Origin of the sequence: Streptomyces spinoverrucosus (genome assembly GCF_006539505.1) — a bacterium.
Taxonomy (GTDB): domain Bacteria; phylum Actinomycetota; class Actinomycetes; order Streptomycetales; family Streptomycetaceae; genus Streptomyces; species Streptomyces spinoverrucosus.
Genome location: NZ_BJND01000059.1, coordinates 22203 through 38891, shown reverse-complemented (window position 1 = coordinate 38891; position 16689 = coordinate 22203). Strand labels below are relative to the sequence as shown.

General features: G+C 71.9%; 14 protein-coding genes. 3 read left to right on the top strand and 11 right to left on the bottom strand.

Features of this window, described 5'->3' with window-relative positions:
- Positions 1-3: 3 nt before the first annotated feature.
- Complete coding sequence (locus SSP24_RS32465; RefSeq protein ID WP_141313547.1) at positions 4-1188, bottom strand: MarP family serine protease; 1185 nt, start codon at positions 1186-1188, stop codon at positions 4-6.
- Positions 1189-1470: 282 nt separating this feature from the next.
- On the opposite strand from SSP24_RS32465, the gene SSP24_RS32460 reads away from it, so the two are divergent.
- Both SSP24_RS32460 and SSP24_RS32455 read left to right on the top strand, forming a co-directional pair.
- Entirely contained in the window at positions 1471-2238 is a 768-nt protein-coding gene (locus SSP24_RS32460; protein WP_229864867.1) for a peptidoglycan recognition protein family protein, read from the top strand.
- A gap of 89 nt (positions 2239-2327) precedes the next feature.
- The gene (locus tag SSP24_RS32455) at positions 2328-2534 is read left to right on the top strand and encodes a hypothetical protein (protein ID WP_141313545.1); all 207 of its coding nucleotides are present in this window, start codon (positions 2328-2330) and stop codon (positions 2532-2534) included.
- 45 nt (positions 2535-2579) lie between these two features.
- Here the strand turns inward: SSP24_RS32455 and SSP24_RS32450 are convergent, their stop codons facing one another.
- The 9 genes from SSP24_RS32450 to SSP24_RS32410 all read right to left on the bottom strand — a co-directional run bounded on the left by SSP24_RS32450 (position 2580) and on the right by SSP24_RS32410 (position 15209).
- Positions 2580-3098, bottom strand: a complete 519-nt coding sequence (locus SSP24_RS32450; protein WP_141313565.1) for a DUF4240 domain-containing protein — start codon at positions 3096-3098, stop codon at positions 2580-2582.
- Positions 3099-3154: 56 nt separating this feature from the next.
- Positions 3155-4129, bottom strand: a complete 975-nt coding sequence (locus SSP24_RS32445) for a helix-turn-helix transcriptional regulator (RefSeq protein ID WP_141313544.1) — start codon at positions 4127-4129, stop codon at positions 3155-3157.
- A 56-nt stretch (positions 4130-4185) separates the two neighbouring features.
- Positions 4186-6888 carry a pyruvate dehydrogenase (acetyl-transferring), homodimeric type gene (gene aceE, locus SSP24_RS32440; protein WP_141313543.1) on the bottom strand — a complete coding sequence of 901 codons (2703 nt, stop codon included), beginning with the start codon at positions 6886-6888 and terminating at the stop codon, positions 4186-4188.
- 279 nt (positions 6889-7167) lie between these two features.
- On the bottom strand, positions 7168-8229 hold the full coding sequence (locus tag SSP24_RS32435; protein WP_141313542.1) for an ABC transporter permease: 1062 nt from the start codon (positions 8227-8229) through the stop codon (positions 7168-7170).
- Between the two features lie 29 nt (positions 8230-8258).
- Positions 8259-8882, bottom strand: coding sequence for a GntR family transcriptional regulator (locus SSP24_RS32430; RefSeq protein ID WP_141313541.1), 624 nt, complete (start codon positions 8880-8882; stop codon positions 8259-8261).
- Positions 8883-9128: 246 nt separating this feature from the next.
- Entirely contained in the window at positions 9129-10949 is a 1821-nt protein-coding gene (sucB, locus tag SSP24_RS32425) for a 2-oxoglutarate dehydrogenase, E2 component, dihydrolipoamide succinyltransferase (protein WP_141313540.1), read from the bottom strand.
- A gap of 63 nt (positions 10950-11012) precedes the next feature.
- Positions 11013-12401, bottom strand: coding sequence for a dihydrolipoyl dehydrogenase (gene lpdA, locus SSP24_RS32420; RefSeq protein WP_167529761.1), 1389 nt, complete (start codon positions 12399-12401; stop codon positions 11013-11015).
- A gap of 264 nt (positions 12402-12665) precedes the next feature.
- Entirely contained in the window at positions 12666-14195 is a 1530-nt protein-coding gene (locus SSP24_RS32415) for a leucyl aminopeptidase (RefSeq protein ID WP_141313538.1), read from the bottom strand.
- A 231-nt stretch (positions 14196-14426) separates the two neighbouring features.
- A complete protein-coding gene (locus tag SSP24_RS32410) occupies positions 14427-15209 on the bottom strand; it encodes an adenosylcobinamide-GDP ribazoletransferase (protein ID WP_141313537.1) in 783 nt (260 codons plus the stop codon).
- Positions 15210-15271: 62 nt separating this feature from the next.
- Here SSP24_RS32410 and SSP24_RS32405 point away from each other — a divergent pair, with 62 nt between their 5' ends.
- Positions 15272-16036, top strand: coding sequence for a hypothetical protein (locus SSP24_RS32405; RefSeq protein WP_141313536.1), 765 nt, complete (start codon positions 15272-15274; stop codon positions 16034-16036).
- Here the strand turns inward: SSP24_RS32405 and SSP24_RS43410 are convergent.
- Positions 15976-16671, bottom strand: coding sequence for a hypothetical protein (locus SSP24_RS43410; RefSeq protein WP_174864763.1), 696 nt, complete (start codon positions 16669-16671; stop codon positions 15976-15978). The two genes, SSP24_RS32405 and SSP24_RS43410, sit on opposite strands and share 61 nt — an antisense overlap.
- Between the last annotated feature and the right edge of the window lie 18 nt (positions 16672-16689).

Below are 16689 nucleotides of genomic sequence, written 5' to 3'. Positions count from 1 at the left end.
GCGTTACGACGTCACCAGCGCGCCCGTGTCCACCGGCGCCGTCGCCTCCGCCGCCCGCGCCGCGTCACCGGCGACCTCGTCGGCCGTCAGGACGTAGCCCGTCTCCGCGTCGGAGGTGGAGCGGGCGAAGACGACGCCGTAGACCCTGCCGTCGGTGGTGAGCAGCGGGCCGCCGGAGTTGCCCGGGCGGACCGTGGAGCGGATCGAGTAGATTTCGCGCGTGACGTTCTCGTCGCTGTAGATGTTCTGGCCCGTCGCCCGCACCCGGTTTGCCACCGTGGCGGCCTGCAGATCCAGCCCGCCGTCCTGCGGATAACCGGCGACCACGGCCGCGTCGCCCCGCTCGGCGTCGTCGTCGAACTCCAGGACGGGCGCGCGCAGATCGGGGACGTAGAGCACGGCCACGTCCTTGTCCGGGTCGAACAGCACCACCCGAGCCTCGTACGCCGGCCCGACCCCGCCGATCCGGACGGTCGGCTCGTCGATGCCCGCCACCACGTGCGCGTTGGTCATCACATGCTCGGCCGCGTACACGAACCCGCTGCCCTCACGCCCCTGGCCGTCCGCGACGCCCTCGACCTTCACCGTGCTCAGCTTGGCGGCGTTGGTGGCGGCAGCCGTGACGCTGTCGCCGGAGGGCTTGGCCACCTCGGCGGTCGACTCGCTCTCGAACGGGTTGAACACCTGCGGGAAGCCCGCCTCGGTGAGCGCCGACGTGGCCCGGGAGAACCACGCCGGTGTGGTGTCCGGCATCGCGCTCTGCACCGCGCCGAGCAGCCGGGAGTCCCGGATCGCGCCCGTCAGCAGCGGCGACGAGGACGCCGCCAGCACGCTCGCGGCCACCCACGCCACGATCAGCACGGCGACCGAGTTCGCCGCCGCCCCGCCGACCCCGTCGGCCACCCGGAGCGGCCCCCGGGCCAGCTCCCGCCGCAGCCGCAGCGCCGGCCGCCCCGCCAGCTCGTGGCCCACCACCGCCGGCACCAGCACCGTGAGCACCGCGGTCACCGTCGCCGCCGTCGTCCCCGGCGACACCAGGTCCATCACCCACGGCAGGATCCATACGCCGATCGCCGCGCCGCCCACGAACCCGGCGAGCGAGACACAGCCGGCCACCAGCCCGCGCCGGTAGCCGGAACCGGCGTAGACCAGGATCACCAGTACCAGCAGGATGTCGAGCAGGTCCACGGAGCCGCCTTTCTGTTGGACCCGTCGGCGCGCGCGGATACGCGCCCCAGCACGCATGGGTACGCGCCGGACGGGCCCAGTGATCAGCCACGCGCGCGGTGACCGGTCGGGAACCGGCCACGCGTGCGTGTATCCCGAAAAACGTCACCGACCCGGACGATGGTTCCACCAGGTGGCACAGCGCACATCGCGGGCGGATGCGCTCGGACCGACAGTGGGTCCATGCGTGTCCTCAGACGTGGCAAGAGAAGCAGAAGGGAAGCACGGCGACACGCCGTGCCCATACCTGGCGCCGCCGTGGCGGTGGCGGGCTGTCTGCCCGGCGTCGCCGCGGTGACCGCCCTGGCGCTGTGCGCGGACGCGGTGGACCGGTCGGTGACGGCCGCCCGCACCGCCCACCCGCTCGCCGCCGCCCGGGCAGCCAACCCGCACACCGCCGCCAGGCCGCCGGTCGTCCCCCGGACGGTCTGGCTCGGCCAGGGCGCGGCACCCCGCAAGCAGCCGCCGCCGCGCTACGACGACAAGGTCGTCGCCGTGTTCGTGCACCACACCGACTCGCCCAACACCTACCGCTGCGCCGACGCACCCCGCATCATCCGCGACCTCTACGCCGGGCAGACCGGCGCCCGCGCCTGGGACGACATCGGCTACAACTTCCTCGTCGACCGCTGCGGCACCATCTACGAGGGCCGCGCGGGCGGCGTCGACCGCCCCGTCACCGGCGCCCACACCCTGGGCTTCAACCACCGCACCGCCGGCATCGCGGCCATCGGCACGTTCACGGCGGGAGCCGAGGTGCCGCGCGTGATGACCGAGGCGATCGCCGCGCTGGCCGCCTGGAAGCTGGGCCTGTCGGGCACCGACCCGCGCGCGAAGGTGCGCCTGGTCTCCAGCAACAGCCAGAGCCGTTTCGCCGCCGGCAGCACCCCCACGCTGCCCGCCCTGGCCGGCCACAACGACGGCTACATGACCAACTGCCCCGGCGCCGCCCTGACCGCGCGGCTGCCGGAGATCAGGGAGCTGGCGGCCCGGTTGCAGGGACGGTCATGAAGCCCACAGGAAGACCACAGCCGCCACGCAGGCCGCACAGATGCAGCCGCCCTACCGTCGCAGTCACAAGCCGACCGGAGGTGGGGATCATGAAGAACGGCACCCGTACATGGAGCGCGACCCTGCGCGGCCCCTGGGCAGTGATCTGTACGGCCGCGACGGTCGTCCTGGGCCCGGCCGCCGTCACGGCCTCGGCACTCGACCAGGCCAACGCGGCACCGCTGCACCACGCGGTGAAGGTGGATCAGACGCAGGCGTACATCCCCTCGGACACGAGCCGCCGCAGGATCGCCTGAGCCTGAACCCCTGACCCCCTGAACCCCGTGACCCTGGCGGCGTTCTCACTCCTTGAAGCGGTCCCACAGTCGCGGATACCGCTCCGCGAGCACCGCCTCGTTCTCGAAGTCGACCGCCGTGCCCTCCGGTTCGGCGGCCGCGGGCGCGATGCCGAGGTCGGGGGCGACGGTGCCGGTGAGCTGCTCGTAGGCCTCGTCGGCCGCGTAGCCCAGCTCCTCGCCGTCGCCGTCGACCTCCTCGTCGAAGTCGCCCAGCAGGTCGGCGAGCGAGTCGGGGTCGTGCACCCCGCCCTCGTACACCTCGCGGCCCTGGCCGATCAGCCAGCACCGGAAGAAGTCGAAGGCGTCGTCGCTGGCCCCGTCGAGCAGCACCCAGGCGGCGCCCCACAGGTCCCAGGTGTACGCGCGGTTGTAGCGGGCCTCGAAGTGACGGGCGAAGTCGAGGATCGCCTCGGGATCCAGCTGGAGGAGCCGTTCCACGATGAGGTCGGCCTGCTCCTCGGGGTCACCCTCGGCGGCCTCGCGGGTGGCGTCGATCAGCTCCCAGAACTCCGTCTCGTCCATCACGGGACAAGCATCGGGCCTTCGCGGGTGGGACGCACGTGGAGTGGGGCGGATCGTTATGTCCGGTACAGCTCGGCAAGCCGCCGCGCGTCCGCGGCGAAGCGTGCCCGCAGCGCCTCGGGGGCCAGTACTTCGACCTCCGGGCCCAGGGCGGTGAGCTGGGTGTGGGCGACTTCCTCCGATTCCACGGGGAGCGTCACGGTCACCCAGCCGTCGGTGTCCGGGGCCCCAGCGGCAGCCAGTGCGTCGCGGGCCGACTGCGGGTCGAGGGCATGCGGCAGCCTCCGTACGCCCTCCCCGGACAGCCGTACCACCACCTCCGCGCGCAGGATGGAGCGCGCGAACTGCTCCGCCCGCTCCTCCCAGAACGCGGGCAGTTCGAAGTCCTCGTCGCGCGCGAACCGTTCCTCGCCGGACTCCACCGCCGAGAAGCGGTCGATCCGGTACACCCGGAAGGCTCCGCGGTCCGCCACCCGTGCGCACAGGTACCACACGCCCGCCTTGAGCACGAGCCCGTACGGCTCCAGCTCCCGCTCCACCTCGTCGTCACCCCGGCGATAGCGGGCGACAATCCGCCGGTCGTCCCACACCGCGTCCGCGACCGCGGGCAGCAGCTCGGGCGTCCGGGGCTCCTTGAACCAGTTCGGGGCGTCCAGATGGAACCGCTGCGCCGCCGTCCTGGACGCGTCCCGCAGGGAGGGCAGCAGCGCCGCCGACACCTTCAGCCGGGCCGCCGAGGCCGCGTCCTCCAGGCCCATCTCGCGCAGCGCCCCCGGCACCCCGGACAGGAACAGCGCCTCGGCCTCGCTGCGGTGCAGGCCGGTCAACCGCGTCCGGTACCCGCCGATCAGCCGGTACCCGCCGGCCCGCCCCCGGTCGGCGTAGACCGGCACCCCGGCCTCCGACAGCGCCTGCGCGTCCCGGGTCACCGTCCGCTCCGACACCTCCAGCTCCCGGGCCAGCTCGGCGGCGGTCATGGCGGGCCGGGACTGGAGCAACAGCACCATCTTGATGAGCCGGGCAGCGCGCATGCAGCACATCATGCAGCAGGCCCCCACCGAAGCGGGGGCCTGCCGGCGACCGGGCCTTACAGCCCGTACTTCTCGCGCGCTTCCTTCACGGCCGTCGCCTTGACCTCGCCGCGCTTGGCGAGCTGGGCCAGGCCCGCGACCACGATGGACTCCGCGTCGACGCCGAAGTGGCGGCGGGCGGCCTCGCGGGTGTCGGAGAGGCCGAAGCCGTCGGCGCCCAGCGAGGAGTAGTCCTGCTCGACCCACTGCGCGATCTGGTCGGGGACCTGGCGCATGTAGTCGGAGACCGCCAGCACCGGGCCCTCGGCGCCCTGCAGCGCCTGCCGGACGTACGGCACCCGCTCCTCGCCCCGCAGCAGCGCCGCGTCGGCCTCCAGCGCGTCCCGGCGCAGCTCGCTCCACGACGTCGCGGACCACACGTCGGCCGCCACGCCCCACTCCTCGGCGAGCAGCGCCTGCGCCTTCAGCGCCCAGTGGATCGCCGTACCGGAGCCGAGCAGCTGGATCCGCGGGGCGTTCGCCGCCACCGTCACGCCCGCCGACTCCGCCGTGTTGAAGCGGTACAGGCCCTTGATGATGCCCTCGTCGATGCCGAGGCCCTGCGGCTTCGCGGGCTGCGGCAGCGGCTCGTTGTAGACGGTGAGGTAGTAGAAGACGTCCGGGTCCTCACCCGGCGCCGCCTCGCCGTACATGCGCCGCAGACCGTCCTTGACGATCGTCGCGATCTCGTACGCGAACGCCGGGTCGTACGTCAGCGCGGCGGGGTTGGTGGCCGCGATGACGGGGGAGTGGCCGTCGGCGTGCTGCAGGCCCTCACCGGTCAGGGTGGTCCGGCCCGCCGTCGCGCCGACGAGGAAGCCGCGGCCGAGCTGGTCGCCGAGCTGCCACATCTGGTCGGCGGTGCGCTGCCAGCCGAACATCGAGTAGAAGATGTAGAAGGGGATCATCGCCTCGCCGTGCGTCGCGTACGACGTCGAAGCGGCGATGAAGTCGGCCATCGAACCGGCCTCGGTGATCCCCTCGTTGAGGATCTGGCCGTTCTTGGCCTCCTTGTAGTACATCAGCTGGTCGCGGTCGACCGGCTCGTACGTCTGGCCCTTGGGCGAGTAGATGCCGAGCGACGGGAAGAGCGACTCCATGCCGAAGGTGCGTGCCTCGTCGGGGACGATCGGCACCCAGCGCTTGCCGGTCTCCTTGTCGCGGACCAGGTCCTTGATGAGACGGACGAAGGCCATCGTCGTCGCTACGTTCTGCGAGCCGGAGCCCTTGTCGAAGGAGGCGAAGGCCTTCTCGGCCGGGGCGGGCAGCGGCGCGACCGGGTGGACGCGGCGGGCCGGGGCCGGACCGCCGAGGGCGGCGCGGCGCTCCTGGAGGTAGCGGACCTCGGGGGAGTCGGCGCCCGGGTGGCCGTAGGGCACCACGCCGTCGACGAACGCGCTGTCGGCGATGGGCAGGCCCAGCAGGTCGCGCATCGTCTTGAACTCGTCCACCGTCAGCTTCTTCATCTGGTGGTTGGCGTTCTTCGACGCGAAGCCCTCACCGAGGGTGTGGCCCTTGACCGTCTGGGCGAGGATCACGGTCGGCGCGCCCTTGTGCTCGACGGCGGCCTTGTACGCGGCGTACACCTTGCGCGGCTCGTGACCACCGCGGGAGAAGTGGAAGCAGTCGAGGATCTTGTCGTCGCTGAGCAGCTTCGCCATCTCGGCGAGCGCCGGGTCCTTGCCGAAGAAGTCCTCGCGGATGTAGGCGGCCTCGCGGGTCTGGTACGTCTGCACCTGCGCGTCGGGTACCTCGCGCAGGCGGCGTACGAGCGCGCCCGTGGTGTCGAGCTGGAACAGCTCGTCCCAGGCCGATCCCCACAGCGTCTTGACGACGTTCCAGCCGGCGCCGCGGAACTGGGCCTCCAGCTCCTGCACGATCTTGAAGTTGGCGCGGACCGGGCCGTCCAGGCGCTGCAGGTTGCAGTTGATGACGAAGGTGAGGTTGTCCAGCTGCTCACGCGCGGCCAGCGCGAGGGCCGCCGTCGACTCCGGCTCGTCCATCTCGCCGTCGCCGAGGAAGGCCCAGACGTGGGAGGCTGAGACGTCCTTGATGCCGCGGTTGGTCAGGTAGCGGTTGAAGCGCGCCTGGTAGATCGCGGAGAGCGGGCCGAGGCCCATCGACACGGTCGGGAACTCCCACAGCCAGGGCAGGCGGCGCGGGTGCGGATACGACGGCAGGCCGTTGCCGCCCGACTCGCGGCGGAAGTTGTCGAGGTGGTGCTCGTTCAGGCGGCCGTCGAGGAAGGCGCGGGCGTAGATGCCGGGAGAGGCGTGGCCCTGGATGTAGAGCTGATCGCCCGAGCCGTCGGCCTCCTTGCCCTTGAAGAAGTGGTTGAAGCCGGTCTCGTACAGCCAGGCCGCGGAGGCGAAGGTGGCGATGTGGCCGCCGACGCCGTATTTGCTGCCGCGGGTCACCATGGCGGCCGCGTTCCAGCGGTTCCAGGCGGTGATCCGGGCCTCCATCTCCGGGTCGCCGGGCACGGCGGGCTCGGCGGCGGTGGGGATGGAGTTGACGTAGTCGGTCTCAAGGAGCTTGGGCAGCGCGATGCCGGTGCCCTCGGCGCGCTCCAGCGTGCGGCGCATCAGATACGCGGCACGGTGCGGCCCGGCCGCCTTGGTGACGGCGTCCAGGGAGGCCTGCCATTCGGCGGTCTCCTCCGGGTCGCGGTCCGGGAGCTGGTCGAGCTCGCTCGGCTGGATGGCGTTGGGGTCGGTCATGTCGCCGCCTTCCTCAGTCGAAGGGGGTTCCCTCATCGGTAAGGGTTCGGGGTGCCCTTGGTCTTTGGCAGGACAGGGCGTGAGGCTCGGGTGGGAGCCCGTCGGCGACTGTAACTCCCTGATCGATGATCGATCAAAGGTGTGACCGACAAAACCTCTTGATCGCGAGAAAGTCGGCACGCGGTGCCTCGGACTTGGGCACCCGGTGCCGTGTTTTTGCATGGTTTACGCAGGTGAGAGCGCGTCTGAGTGCACCCGCGCTCGCTTGTTGCCCGACCCTCATGAGGCCGCGTGCGCCGCTTGCCTCTCGCGCCCGCCGGGGTGCCGGTGCGACCAGGTCAGAAACACCGCGCAGGAGACCACCAGCCACCCGGTCAGCACCAGGAAGGGAAAGGCGTGCTGGTGATCGGCGAAGTACACCGCCGTGTGCTGCGCGTTGACCGAGGCGGCCGGCGGCAGCCAGCGCCCGATCGCCCCCAGCACGGACGGCAGCAACGGCCAGGACACGGCGCCGCCCGAGGACGGATTGCCCAGCAGCACCATCAGTCCCCACGTCGGCAGCATCGCCCAGCGCCCGATGAGCGTGTTGAACATGGTGAAAACCATCCCGCTGGTGACCATCGTCAGCGCCAGGATCAGCCACGACTCCACGAACGGCAGATCCAGCGCCCCGAGCAGCCAGTCCGCCGCCGCCGCGATCGCGAACCCGCCGAGCAGCGCGTACGCCACCGTGAAGCCGATCCGCTCCAGCGGATTCAGCTCCCGCGCATGCACGCTCATCTGGATCGAGCCGACGAACCCGATGATCACGGCCGCCAGCGAGATGTAGAAGATCGCCAGCCCGCGCGGATCGCCCTCCTGCAACGGCTTGATGTCCCGCACCGTGACCGCGACCCCGGTCTGCCGCCCCACCGCGACCGCCGCCTCGGCCAGCACTTCGGCCACCGACGCCCCGGACGCCCCCGAGACGTCGAGCGTGACGGCCCGCCTCTCCTCGCGCACGTCGAGGATCGCGAAGACCTCCTGCTCCTCGACCGCGGCCCGGGCCTCGCCCAGGGTGTCGTACGTGTGCACCTGCACGGACGCGTCCAGCGCCCGCTCCATGCCGTCGAGGAACTCCCGCCCCTGCTGCGCCTCGTACTGCCCCACCACCGCTGTCGGAATGGAGCGGGGCGCCGGGTCCGCCATGGAGTAGGTGTACGAACCGGCGAAGAGACCCGCCGCCGCCGAGATGATCAGCACCAGGACCGTGGCGGGCAGAAAGGGCGACTGTTTGAACCGGGCCCACCGCTGCTCGGGCGTGGGCGGTTTGCCGTGAACACCGTGCGCCGCATCGGACATGCCGTCACATTACGGCCGCTTCGGTGGGCCTACGCGCGCGGCGCGCACCCCAGGACGTGGGCCTTCACGATCTCCGCGATACGGGGATCCCGGCGCCGGAAGGCCGCGACCAGCTCCTCGTGTTCCTCGGCGTAGGACTGCTGCACCGTCCCGAGCCAGCGGATCGACAGCGCGGTGAACACCTCGATGCCGAGCCCCTCCCAGGTGTGCAGCAGCACCGAGTTGCCGGCGGCGCGGACCAGCTCGCGGTGGAAGGCGACCGTGTGCCGGACCTGGGCCGTGCCGTCCGACCTGCGGTCGGCCTCGTAGAGCGCGGTGACGTGCGGTTCGAGGGCGGAGCAGTCCTCGGCGAGCTTCGCCGCGGCGAGTTCGGCGGCGATGGCCTCCAGGCCGGCCCGGACCGGGTAGCTCTCCTCCAGGTCGGCCGCGGTCAGGTTCCGCACCCTTACGCCCTTGTTGGGCGCGGACTCGATCAGGCGCAGCGACTCCAGTTCGCGCAGCGCCTCGCGGACCGGGGTCTGGCTGACCTCCAGTTCGGTGGCGATACGGCGCTCCACGATCCGCTCGCCCGGCTTCCAGCGCCCGCTGATGATCCCTTCCAGGATGTGCTCGCGGATCTGTTCGCGCAGCGAGTGGATGACGGGGGCGGTCATGAGGGCTCCTTAGGGCGCGTTTGACGATTAGACAATAAGGCCGTCCTCGGGTGGGGGAGGGGCGCATGGGGGCGCTTTGGTGCAGGTGAGACGAGGCGCACACGCCTAGTGGGGTGGGGGGTTCTTGTGGTTCGGCGGGTGCGGGTTGTGGGGGGTGCTCGCGCAGTTCCCCGCGCCCCCAAACAACGGCGATGCCCTCACCCCGGAATTCCAGGGCGAGGGCATCGGTGTGTGCGTCTGGGGCGTTTACAGGCCGAGTTCTACCTCGAACTCGCCTGCCTCCAGGATCGCCTTGACCGCCGTCAGGTAGCGGGCGGCGTCGGCGCCGTCCACCAGGCGGTGGTCGTAGGAGAGGGTCAGGTAGGTCATGTCGCGGACGCCGATGACCGTGCCCTCCTCCGTCTCGATGACGGCCGGGCGCTTGACCGTGGCGCCGATGCCGAGGATCGCGACCTGGCCCGGCGGCACGATGATCGTGTCGAACAGCGCCCCGCGCGAACCGGTGTTGGAGATGGTGAAGGTCGCGCCGGACAGCTCGTCCGGGGTGATCTTGCTGGCGCGGACCTTGCCGGCCAGCTCCGCCGTGGCCTTGGCGATACCGGCGATGTTGAGGTCACCGGCGTTCTTGATGACCGGGGTCATCAGGCCCTTCTCGGAGTCCACCGCGATACCGATGTTCTCGGCGTCGAAGTAGGTGATGGTCCCCTCGGCCTCGTTGATCTTGGCGTTGATGACCGGGTGGGCCTTCAGCGCCTGCGCGGCGGCCTTGACGAAGAACGGCATCGGGGAGAGCTTGACGCCCTCGCGGGCCGCGAACGCGTCCTTGGCCCGGGCGCGCAGCTTCATCAGGCGGGTGACGTCGACCTCGACGACCGACGACAGCTGGGCCTGCTCGTGCAGCGCCTTGACCATGTTGTCGCCGATGACCTTGCGGATCCGCGGCATCTTCACGGTCTGGCCGCGCAGCGGGGAGACCTCCAGGACCGGCGCCTTCTTCGCGGCAGCGGCGGCCGGAGCGGCAGCGGCCGGAGCCGGGGCGGCAGCGGCGGCCTTCGCGGCCTCGGCGGCGGCCAGGACGTCCTGCTTGCGGATCCGGCCGCCGACGCCGGTGCCCTTGACGGTGGCCAGGTCGACGCCGTTCTCGGCGGCGAGCTTGCGCACCAGCGGGGTGACGTAGGCGCCCTCGTCGGTCGGCTGCGCGGCGGCGGGCGCCGGAGCGGCCGGAGCCGGGGTGACCGGAGCCGGGGCGGCCGGGGCGGGGGCCGGGGCCGCGGGCTGGGCCGGAACCGCGGGCCGGGCCGGGGCGGCGGGAGCCGCGGGGGCCGGGGCCTGAGCGGCCGGAGCCGGGGCGGCGGGGGCGGGCGGAGCGGCGGGCGCGGCCGGGGCCTCGGCGGCGGGCGCCGGGGCCGGGGCGGCGGGAGCCGGGGCAGCGGCCGGAGCCGCACCCGGGGCGCCGATGACGGCCAGCTTGGCGCCGACCTCGGCCGTCTCGTCCTCGCCGACCGTGATCTCCAGCAGCACGCCGGACGCGGGCGCCGGGATCTCGGTGTCGACCTTGTCGGTGGACACCTCCAGCAGCGGCTCGTCGGCCTCGACGGAGTCGCCCACCGACTTCAGCCAGCGGGTGACGGTGCCCTCGGTGACGGACTCGCCGAGCGCGGGCAGCACCACGTCCGTGCCCTCGGCGGCACCGGCCGGAGCGGCGGGGGCGGGAGCCTCAGCAGCGGGAGCCGGAGCCGGAGCGGCGGGAGCCTCGGCGGCAGGCGCCGGAGCGGCCGGGGCCGGGGCGGCCTCGGCGGCGGGCGCCGGGGCAGCGGCCGGGGCACCGGTGCCGTCGTCGATCACGGCCAGCTCGGCGCCGACCTCGACGGTCTCGTCCTCGGCGACCTTGATGGAGGCCAGCACACCGGCGGCCGGGGCCGGGATCTCGGTGTCGACCTTGTCGGTGGAGACCTCGAGCAACGGCTCGTCGGCCTCGACGCGCTCACCCTCGGCCTTCAGCCAGCGTGTGACAGTGCCCTCGGTGACGCTCTCGCCGAGCGCCGGAAGGGTTACGGAAACCGCCATGGTTTCGGTTGCTCCTTACGAATTTGCGGAAGTCTGTGTCGTCGCGCCCGATGACCGAGGGCGTCAGTCGTGGGCGTGCAGCGGCTTGCCGGCCAGGGCCAGGTGAGCCTCGCCGAGCGCCTCGTTCTGCGTCGGGTGGGCGTGGATGAGCTGGGCCACCTCGGCCGGCAGCGCCTCCCAGTTGTAGACCAGCTGGGCCTCGCCGACCTGCTCGCCCATACGGTCGCCGACCATGTGCACGCCGACGACCGCACCGTCCTTGACCTGGACGAGCTTGATCTCGCCCGCGGTCTTGAGGATCTTGCTCTTGCCGTTGCCCGCCAGGTTGTACTTCAGGGCGACGACCTTGTCCGCGCCGTAGATCTCCTTGGCCTTGGCCTCGGTGATACCGACGGAGGCGACCTCGGGGTGGCAGTACGTCACCCGGGGCACGCCGTCGTAGTCGATCGGGACGACCTTCAGACCGGCCAGCCGCTCCGCCACCAGGATGCCCTCGGCGAAGCCGACGTGCGCGAGCTGGAGCGTCGGGACCAGGTCGCCGACCGCCGAGATCGTCGGGACGTTGGTCCGCATGTACTCGTCGACGAGGACGAAGCCGCGGTCCATGGCGACCCCGGCCTCCTCGTAGCCCAGGCCCTGCGAGACCGGACCGCGGCCGACCGCGACCAGCAGGACCTCGGCCTCGAACTCCTTGCCGTCGGCGAGGGTGACCTTGACACCGTCGGCCGTGTACTCGGCCTTCTGGAAGAAGGTGCCCAGGTTGAACTTGATGCCGCGCTTGCGGAAGGCGCGCTCAAGAAGCTTCGAGCTGTTCTCGTCCTCGACCGGGACGAGGTGCTTAAGGCCCTCGATGACCGTGACGTCCGCGCCGAAGGACTTCCACGCGGAGGCGAACTCGACGCCGATGACACCGCCGCCGAGGATGATCGCGGACTTCGGCACGCGGTCCAGGACGAGGGCGTGGTCCGAGGAGATGATCCGGTTGCCGTCGATCTCCAGACCCGGCAGCGACTTCGGCACGGAACCGGTCGCCAGCAGGACGTGGCGGCCCTGGATGCGCTGACCGTTGACATCCACCGAGGTGGGCGAGGACAGCCGCCCCGCACCCTCGATGTAGGTCACCTTCCGGGAGGCGATGAGTCCCTGCAGGCCCTTGTACAGGCCCGAGACCACCTCGTCCTTGTACTTGTGGACCCCGGCGACGTCGATGCCCTCGAAGGTGGCCTTCACGCCGAACTGCTCGCTCTCGCGGGCCTGATCGGCGATCTCGCCCGCGTGCAGCAGAGCCTTGGTGGGGATGCAGCCCCGGTGCAGGCAGGTGCCGCCGACCTTGTCCTTCTCGATCAGGGCGACGTCCAGGCCCAGCTGCGCCCCGCGCAGGGCCGCGGCGTAACCACCGCTACCACCGCCGAGGATCACTAGGTCGAAAACGGTGCTGGCGTCGTTCGCCACGTCACGTCCTCCATGCATGTGCGCCGTACGCCGGTCAACGATGACCGGCTGGCGGCTGGTGTCCGGCCGCTCTACTTCGGCCCTTCGGTGGGGCCCTGTCCTGCCGAGCCCCATCTTCGCACTTGTCAGCACACAACGAGACGCGGGGCCAGGGTGTGATACGTCCCACGCTCATATGTGAAAGGAGCGGGGCGGCAGCCGACGCAAAGGGGCGCGGGGAACTGCGCGACAAGCCACAGTCCACCCGCACCCGCGATACGACACTCAGCCCAGGTCGCCGGAGGCGGTCAGCTCAGCCAGCCGCACCAGCGTCCGCACCCCGGACCCCGTACCGCCCTTCGGCGTGTACCCGAACGGCCCCTGCTCATTGAAAGCGGGCCCGGCGATGTCGAGGTGCGCCCACGTAATGCCCTCACCCACGAACTCCCGCAGGAAGAGCCCGGCGACCAGCCCGCCACCCATCCGCTCACCCATGTTGGCGATATCGGCGGTGGCCGAGTCCATCCCCTTGCGCAGATGTTCCGGCAGCGGCATCGGCCACGCGGCCTCACCGACCTCCTCCGCGGCCTCGTGCACCGCGGAGCGGAACGCCTCGTCGTTGGCCATCACGCCGAACGTCCGGTTGCCCAGCGCCAGCATCATCGCCCCGGTCAGCGTCGCCACATCCACGATCGCGTCCGGCTTCTCCTCCGACGCCGCCCACAGGGCGTCCGCCAGCACCAGCCGGCCCTCGGCGTCGGTGTTCAGCACCTCGACGGTCTTGCCGCTGTACATCCGCAGCACGTCACCCGGCCGCGTGGCCGACCCGGACGGCATGTTCTCGGCCAGCGCCAGCCACCCGGTGACGTTGACCTCAAGCCCGAGTCGCGCCGCGGCGACCACGGCCGCGAACACCGCCGCCGCCCCGCTCATGTCGCACTTCATCGTCTCGTTGTGACCGGCCGGCTTCAGCGAGATGCCGCCCGAGTCGTAGGTGATGCCCTTGCCCACGAACGCGAGGTGCTTCTTCGCCTTCGAGGAGGTGTACGACAGCTTCACCAGCCGCGGCGCCGCCACCGAGCCGGAGCCGACGCCGAGGATGCCGCCGTAGCCGCCCTTGGCCAGCGCCTTCTCGTCGAGCACCTGCACCTTGATGCCGTGCTCCTTGGCCGCGGCCTGGGCGACGGCGGCGAAGGACTCCGGGTTGAGGTCGTTCGGCGGGGTGTTGACCAGGTCGCGGGCGCGGTTGAGCTCCTCGGACACGGCCGTGGCACGCTCGGCCGCCGCCTTGTGCGTCTTGTCGCGCGGCTTGGCACCGAGCAGGGCGACCTCGGCGAGCGGGGCCTTGCCGTTCTTCTTGTCCTTGGCGTCCTTGCCGTTGTCCTTGTAGACGTCGAAGGAGTACGCGCCGAGCAGCGCGCCCTCGCCGATCGCGCCGACCGAGGCCGCGTCCACGACCGGCAGCGCGAAGGCGGCCTTCTTGGCACCGGCCAGTGCACGGGCGGCGGCACCGGCGGCCCGGCGCAGCGCCTCCGCGTCGTACTCCGCGTCCTTCTCCGGCCGGGCACCCAGGCCCACCGCCACCAGGAGCGGCGACTTGAAACCGGCCGGCGCGGGCAGCTTCGTCACCTCGCCCTCGGCGCCGGAGGCACCCAGGGTCTCCAGGACGCCGGCGAGCCCGCCGTCGTACGCCTTGTCCACGGCCTCCGCGCCCGGTGCGACGACCGGGCCCTTGTCGCCCTTGGCGACACCGATCACGATCGCGTCGGCCCGCAGGCCGGGCGCCGCGGCGGTGCTGAGAGTCAGAGCAGTCACGGTGGTGAAATCTCGCTTCCGATGTGAAGTTTCTGTGGCCGAGGGATGGGCCGGCCGGGCCCGACAGCCGACCCTAGATCCCTCGTGCGATGGAGTCTGTACCTGGACAGGTATTGACCTGGCACGAGCCTACGCCCGGTGTCTCTTCGAGCACTCCTACGGGCGTTCACCTGTCAGTGGCGTCGCCGCCATGTACCGATCCTCGCACTCCACCGAACCTGCTGGGCGCCTTCAGCCCAGGACGAGCACCAGCAGCGCCGTCGTGGCCGCCGTCTCGGCGAGCCCGCCGAACACGTCGCCGGTGACCCCGCCGAACCGGCGCACGCAGTGCCGCAGCAGGAGGTCGGCGACGACGGCGGAGGCGACCACCGCGAGGACGGCGCGCAGGATGTCGTACGTCCCGAAGAGCGCCCCACCGGCCGCGGCGGCCACGGTCACCGCGAGTGCCACGCCCACGGCCCCGCCGACCGGGACGACCCCGGCGACGGCCGCCCCCAGGCCCTCCGGGCGGGCGGCGGGTATCCCGGCGCGGGCGGCCAGCGTCAGCGCCAGCCGGGCGGCGGTGGCCGCGACGACCGCGGCGAGCGCACCCCGGGCCCAGGAGCCGTCGTAGGCCTGCGCCAGCGCCGCCACCTGGGCCAGCAGCACGAAGACCAGGGTCAGCACCCCGAACGGCCCGATGTCCGACTGCTTCATGATCCGCAGCGCGTCCTCGGCGGGCTTGCCGCTGCCCAGCCCGTCCGCCGTGTCGGCCAGGCCGTCCAGGTGCAGGCCACGGGTGAGTACGGCGGGTACGGCGACGCTCCCGACGGCGGCGAGCAGCGGGCCCGCGCCGAGCAGGAGCAGCAGCAGACCGGCGCCGGCCGAGCAGAGGCCGACGACGAGCCCGGCGAGGGGGGCGCAGAGCATCCCGTCGCGTGCGGTCTCCCGGTCCCAGCGGGTCACCCGTACCGGCAGGACGGTGAGGGTGCCGAAGGCGAAGCGGAGGCCGTGTGCGGCCGGGATCAAGGGCATCCCGGCAGGGTACGCGACCGCTCACGGAGCATCTCACCCCAATCCTGGGCAGACTTGGACGCATGGGGAACTGGCTGGAACGCAACATCGTCGAGCCCGGCAAGCTCCCCCTGCTGCTCGCCCTCACCGCCTTCGTACTGACCTTCCTGATCACCCGGCTGATCACACGCATGATCCGGGCGGGCAAGGGCCCCTTCCGCAACGTCAGGGCGGGCGGCGTGCACGTCCATCACGTGGTGCCCGGCGTCATCCTCATCCTCATCGGCGGCTTCGGCGCGGTGGCCGGGGGCCGGCAGGGCTTCGGGTCCGCTCTCGCGGCCGTGGTCTTCGGGATCGGCGCGGGACTGGTGCTGGACGAGTTCGCGCTGATCCTGCATCTCGACGACGTGTACTGGACGGAGGCGGGCCGCAAGAGCGTGGAGGCGGTCGTCCTCACCGCCGCGCTGGTCGGCCTGTGGGTGGCCGGTTTCTCGCCGTTCGGCGTCAACGACCTCGACGAGGACGAGGTGCAGAGCAGGGGCTCGGTCATCTCCACGGTCGCCGTGAACTTCCTCCTCTCGCTCATCGCCCTCGCCAAGGGCAAGACCCGCCTGGCGATCCTCGGGGTGATCGTCCCGTTCATCGCCCTGTTCGGCGCGATCCGGCTGGCCCGCCCCGGCTCCCCCTGGGCGAACCGCCTCTACCGCCGCCGCCCCCGCGCCCGGGCCAGAGCCCGCCTGCGCGCCTACCACCACGACCGCCGCTGGCTGGGACCGAGCCGCAAGTTTCAGGACTGGCTCGGCGGCACGCCCGACCGCGAACCCACTCGCCCCCTGGAAAACCGCTGACGCAGCGCGGTCACCGCGCACAGCACCAGCACCGCCGCGATCGCCGCGAGGTGCTCCTTGCCGGCGAGGTTCTCCTTCACCAGCACCTCGACCACCATCGCGACGACCACCGCCCCGGCGGTGACGTACGCGTACCGCCAGCCGACGTACACCGCGAGGCCGACGACCGCGGCCGACGGGCCGGTGTCCACGACCTGCGCGTCCGAGGCGGGCAGGCCCAGGGGGTGGTCGGGGCCGAGGGCGATGCCGAGCCGGGCGTACAGCGTGCCGGCGAGGGTGGCGGTGTAGGCGAGGGCGAGGGTGCGCGGGCGGCCGAGGCAGATCTCCGCGATGCCGAACACCAGCAGGATCTGCAGCAGCGCACCCCACACCGGGAGATCGAGGGCGGGCACGAACAGCGACAGCGGAGTGCGCAGGAGGGCCAGCCAGAGGGGGTCCTCGGCGCGGACGGTCCCGACGTTCTGCACGAACTGGTAGCCCCACGACTGGCCGTGCACGAAGTGCAGCAGCGCGGTGAGGCAGACGGCGCCGATCGCCATCGCCACGGCCCGCGCCCGCCGCACACGCAGCCCCTCACGGACGGTCCGGTACAGCGGCCCCCATTCGGCGCGGGCCCAGCGGGCGAGGGGGTTCATCGGGGGCGGCTCCGGGGT